Source organism: Bacillus sp. AP50 (assembly GCF_040492675.1).
In the GTDB taxonomy this organism is placed as follows: domain Bacteria; phylum Bacillota; class Bacilli; order Bacillales; family Bacillaceae_G; genus Bacillus_A; species Bacillus_A cereus.
In genome coordinates, this window is the sequence record NZ_JBEUTW010000252.1 from 1 (window position 1) to 5,121 (window position 5,121).

The window sequence follows — 5,121 nt, forward strand, 5'->3', positions numbered from 1 at the left end:
TATAAAACTTATTCGTTTTTAATAAAGTTATTATTTTACATAATTAAATTGAATTTCTTCCATTTCCTCATGATAACTTACAAATAAATCATAGTTTTGAAAATACCAAAGATCATCAGAATCTACAAAAAATATAATACCTTCCTTCTCAACTGACACTATTTCGCCATCGGGTTTCTCAGCAACAACCCCTAAAGAATATCCGGGCTGAATTGAACTATCCCCCTCCGTACCTTACAGTAAAACGTACAGATTCACCGTGCTTTATACGTAATTCTTCCTGGAACCACTGCAGAGCTTTACGATCAATTGAAATTCTCATCTTTATTCCTCCAGTTTACGCAAACTCTTTTTTTCCTAATCGTTGTTTTACAAAGAAGACGAAAATAATTAAGGCTATCAATGCTGAAATTGCACTCCCTGAAAATAAAATACGATAACCAAACATTTGTGAAACAACTCCAAGTAAAATAGCACCTAATCCGATTCCTAAATCAAACGCTGTAAAAAATGAAGCATTTGCAACTCCTCTTTTACTCGGATCGACAATTGTAAGCATTGCCGCTTGCAAAGCTGGCTGCGCTGAACCAAATCCAATACCGTATAATGTTGCTGCGATAATTACACCTATCAAACCATTTGAAATAGTTAAAACAACTATAGCTAAAATAGTAATACATAATGCTGGAAGTATGATGAATACTTCTCCATACTTATCTAATAGTTTCCCTGAAATTGGTCTTACAATTGTTAATGCAATTGCATATACAAGAAAGAAAGTTCCCGGATTCACATGAATTGATGATGCAAATAACGGTAAAAAGGTTGTTATTCCTCCATATGCAAACGATAAAAAGAATACTACAATCGTGATTGTTAATACGGATTTCTCAAATAGCTGCATCTTCCCTTTTTCTTTTTGTGGCGTAAATGGCATCTTCGTTATTAATGATAATACGACTGCCATAAAAGATAACAACGTCGCTAATAAAAATAGACCATCAAATGAATAATTTTGCACAACCCATAATCCAATCATAGGTCCGATCGCCATTGCAATTGTCATCGCCATCCCATACCAACCCATACCTTCACCGCGGCGTGAATCTGGAATAATATCCGTTATTGCTGTTCCAACAGCTGTTGTAGAAACAGCCCATGTTACTCCGTGAATAACACGTAAAACAGCTAAAAGGACAATAGTCGATGCTATATTATAGGAATACATCGTTAAGCCAAAAAAGATGAGTCCGAAAATAATAAAGGATCTTCTACCATATTGATCTAACATTCCTCCAATAATCGGTCGTATTACAACCGCAGCTATTGTAAACATCCCCATCATAAGTCCAACTTGCGATTCATTGCCACCTATCTCTTTAATAAAGAGCGGGAGCGTTGGAACAAGTAAATAAAATCCTGTAAATAAAAATAACATTGCGAAAGTCATTTGAATAAATGATTTCGTCCATAATCGTTCCATAAAAATACCTCCATACACTCGTAAAATATTACGATTAACACCCTCATTGTATATTTTTTTTATCTCTTTTCCCTCCGCAAATAGACGTATCTTTTCATATTAAATAGTCCACCATCAGCTTACATTAGTCTTAAGACTTTGTACGCATGTTTTAAACGAAAGTCCTATATATGTACCTTTATACGTGTGAAAAGAATATACTAATTTATTAACACAACTTAGGAGTGAATATTTTATGTGGGTATTATTAAGAGTAACTGCCGTAGTTCCTTCGACTCCTGGGATACATGTTCCTGCAGTTCATACAGCTAGCTCCGATGTAGGAATTGAACTTCCCGCAACTTGGCAGCAATATCAAATTCCCGGTCAAGTTACCCCATCATTTTGGCATCATGGTACACACCCCAGTAGTACTCCCATTCATAGCCATAGTTATCCTCCACTACCTCAGACTCAAGTCTTTTATCATTTCCCTTCAATTTTTTTTCAAAATTTTCATGGTACGTTTAACATTTAATAGCTATCACTGTATTACCCCTACATTTTAATAAGGCGAACCTTTAATCCAGTTTCAACATAACAAAGTCGAATTCCTTAAATAAGAAATTCGACTTTTTAATTGTTTTCCAAACTAAAGTAACCGTTAAAGAAAGACATTTATTAAAGATTTGAATATAATTTTTACTTATTTAATACTTTATATGATTCATCATAGTTAGTCCCTTTGCGGGATAACCAACACATACCATCATTTGCAAGTAGACTTTTCTCTCTTTACGTTAATTCACTCTTTTTCTTCTATCCAGCCCTTAACATTACATTTTCTGTAGCAAAATGAAAAAAGCACTTAAGATTGTAATTTCCACAAATCTTAAGTGCTTTTTAATATTTTTTATAAATTTTTCTTATTGTCCATTATTGGCAGGAACCTCTCCTGCATTTCCACCATTATTTGGTTGTACTGTTGCAGGTGGGGTTGGAGTTCCTTGACCTCCATTATTATTCGCTGGAGGTGTCGTTCCTTGACCTCCTCCGTTATTTGCTGGAGGTGTCGTTCCTTGGCCTCCTCCGTTATTTTGTTCATTTTGTTTCTTTTCTTCTTCTTGTTTCTTTTGCTCTTCTAGTTTCTTTTGTTCTTCTTGCTTCTTAAGTTCCTCTTGTTTCTTTTGTTCTTCTTGTTTTTTCAGTTCTTCTTGTTTCTTTAATTCTTCTTGCTTTTTCTCTTCTTCAGTTTTTTGCTGTTGATCTTGTTTTGGTTGCTCCGTTGTATCCGGTACGCTAGTATTTGGCGATGAATCACGTTTTTCACCTTTTATACGTAGCTCACTACCTTCTTGAATAACACTACTTGGCATTTTAAAGCGTGATTTATCTGTAGCCATTTCGCTCATCATTTCTTTAAAGATCAACTGTGCAATTTTCGTATTTTTACTACTAATATACTCGTCTTTACCATCTTTCATATACCCAGTCCATACTGCCATCGTATATTGCGGTGTATATCCAGCGAACCAACTATCACGAGTTGCACTTTCTGGAATTTTATATTGAGCTAATTGCTTTGATGAATAGTTTGTCGTACCCGTTTTACCAGCTACATCTAAAGAGCCTACATTTGCCGATGTACCAGTACCTGATGTAACTACAGAACGAAGCATATCAGTAATCATGTATGCGGTAGAATCTGTCATAACTTGTTTTGGTTTTTGTCCAAAACTTTGTGACTTACCGTCTGGATAAACGACTTTCTTAACAAAATGCGGTTTCGTATATTTACCTTCATTACCAAATGCCGCATAAGCACCCGCTATTTCAGTTGGCGATACTTCATTTGTACCAATCGCTGTCGATTCTGTCGGTGCTGTATTAAATGTAATACCTAGTTTCTCAGAGAATTCTTTCGATTTACTAATCCCTACTTCTTTTGCAGTTTTAATTGCAGGAATATTACGCGACATTTTTAATGCTTCACGCATTGTAATTGGACCCATATGACTTCTATCTGCATTTCGAACTTCTTGACCCGTTGAATACTTAAATGGAGAGTCATCGATTTGATGATACGTAGCCCATTTTAAATATTCAATTGCAGGAGCATAGTCGAAAATTGGCTTCATCGTTGAACCAGCTGCACGATCTAATTCAATTGCCATATTATGCCCTTTAAATACAGCTTTATTTTCTCCACGGCCACTACCTATAGCACGAACTTCTCCTGTTTTCGTATCCATAAATGTGAATGCACCTTGGAATTTATCGTTTGGATAATCAATGATATTATTATTTAAAATATTATCAGCAAGTTTCTGTGCTTTCGGATCTAACGTTGTATAAATTTCTAAACCGTCAGAACCAATATTAGCATCTGGCAATTCTTTTTCTACTTCTTTCACAACTGCATCCATAAATGCGGGGTATGGCATTGTTTGTAGTTGAGCTGCAGGCTTGAGTCCCTTTTCTACGTCAACTTTTATTGCTTCTTCCATTTCCTGTTTTGTTATATATCCATGTCGATTCATTAAGTTTAGAACAACATTTCTTCTTTCTGTTGCTTTTTGAACATTTTCTTTTTTCGTTGGATCATAGTTATTCGGTGCTTTCGGTAAACCTGCAAGCATCGCAACTTCTGGTAATGTTAAGTCCTTCAATTCTTTACCATAGTAGTTTTGTGCTGCTGTTGCGATACCATATGAACGATTACCTAAGTTAATTTTATTTAAGTACATCTCTAATATTTCATGTTTTGAATACTGTTGTTCTAGCTTATAAGCTAAATATATTTCTTGCGCCTTACGCTTTGGTGTTTTATCCATAGATAAGAAGTAGTTTTTAATAACTTGCTGCGTTATCGTACTTCCACCTTGAGAGCCATAATCTCCTTTAAGACTCACTAAAACAGCACGGGCAGTACCTTTAAAGTCTACTCCGCTATGCTCATAAAAACGTGAATCTTCTGTCGCTAAAAATGCATTTTCTACTAATTTAGGTATTTGATCATACGTAACATTCGTCCTTTTTTCTTTTCCATATTCATATACCAAATCCCCGTTTTTATCATAAATTTTTGAGGATAACGGATTAACAAGTTTTGCTTTTTCCAGTTTTGGTGCGTCCTTAATCATTACGAAAAAGGTAGCAACCCCCGCCACTAAACCTACAATACCAAGTAATAAACAAGTAATTAAAAACTTGCGGAAAAATGATGTTTTACCTTTTGGTTTTTGTGTTTTAGAAGCTGGTTGTTTTTTCTTTTTAACTTGTCGTCGCTCCTCGCGAGAACGATAATTTTCTGACATGTTACTTTCTCCTGCCTTTCAATTCTCCCGTTGATTTAATTAAAAATATTGAGGTCACTTTCGTAAATACGTTTAGGCAAGAAAGTGTACTGACCTGGAGCATTCAATATTTTCCTAATTCACAGATTACAAATTTTAGAATGGCTCTTATACATACTATTTTCACTTCTAATTTTCTAATAATGCTGCCCCTTTTAGCATAATAATGAAAGAAGTGAATTTTTATTACCTCGTATAAATAATATACCTTTTTTTCAAATGGTCAATATTTTCTTATTAATAAATCAAAGGTGAAATAAAAATAGCATATCGATATGAACTTCGTGTGAACTTACTTATAAT

General features: G+C 34.7%; 3 protein-coding genes and 1 pseudogene. 1 reads left to right on the plus strand and 3 read right to left on the minus strand.

Annotated elements, in window-relative coordinates; genetic code table 11:
• Window positions 1-30 precede the first annotated feature (30 nt).
• Together ABWK52_RS18550 and ABWK52_RS18555 are read right to left on the minus strand one after the other, a co-directional pair.
• A pseudogene (locus ABWK52_RS18550) lies at window positions 31-322 on the minus strand (HesB/YadR/YfhF family protein).
• Window positions 323-337: 15 nt separating this feature from the next.
• Window positions 338-1,483, minus strand: coding sequence for an MFS transporter (locus ABWK52_RS18555; RefSeq protein ID WP_000440665.1), 1,146 nt, complete (start codon window positions 1,481-1,483; stop codon window positions 338-340).
• A 235-nt stretch (window positions 1,484-1,718) separates the two neighbouring features.
• Between ABWK52_RS18555 and ABWK52_RS18560 the strand changes: the two genes are divergently transcribed.
• Window positions 1,719-2,000 carry a hypothetical protein gene (locus ABWK52_RS18560; RefSeq protein ID WP_000270093.1) on the plus strand — a complete coding sequence of 94 codons (282 nt, stop codon included), beginning with the start codon at window positions 1,719-1,721 and terminating at the stop codon, window positions 1,998-2,000.
• Window positions 2,001-2,388: 388 nt separating this feature from the next.
• Here the strand turns inward: ABWK52_RS18560 and ABWK52_RS18565 are convergent, their stop codons facing one another.
• Window positions 2,389-4,779, minus strand: a complete 2,391-nt coding sequence (locus tag ABWK52_RS18565; RefSeq protein WP_353772064.1) for a transglycosylase domain-containing protein — start codon at window positions 4,777-4,779, stop codon at window positions 2,389-2,391.
• Between the last annotated feature and the right edge of the window lie 342 nt (window positions 4,780-5,121).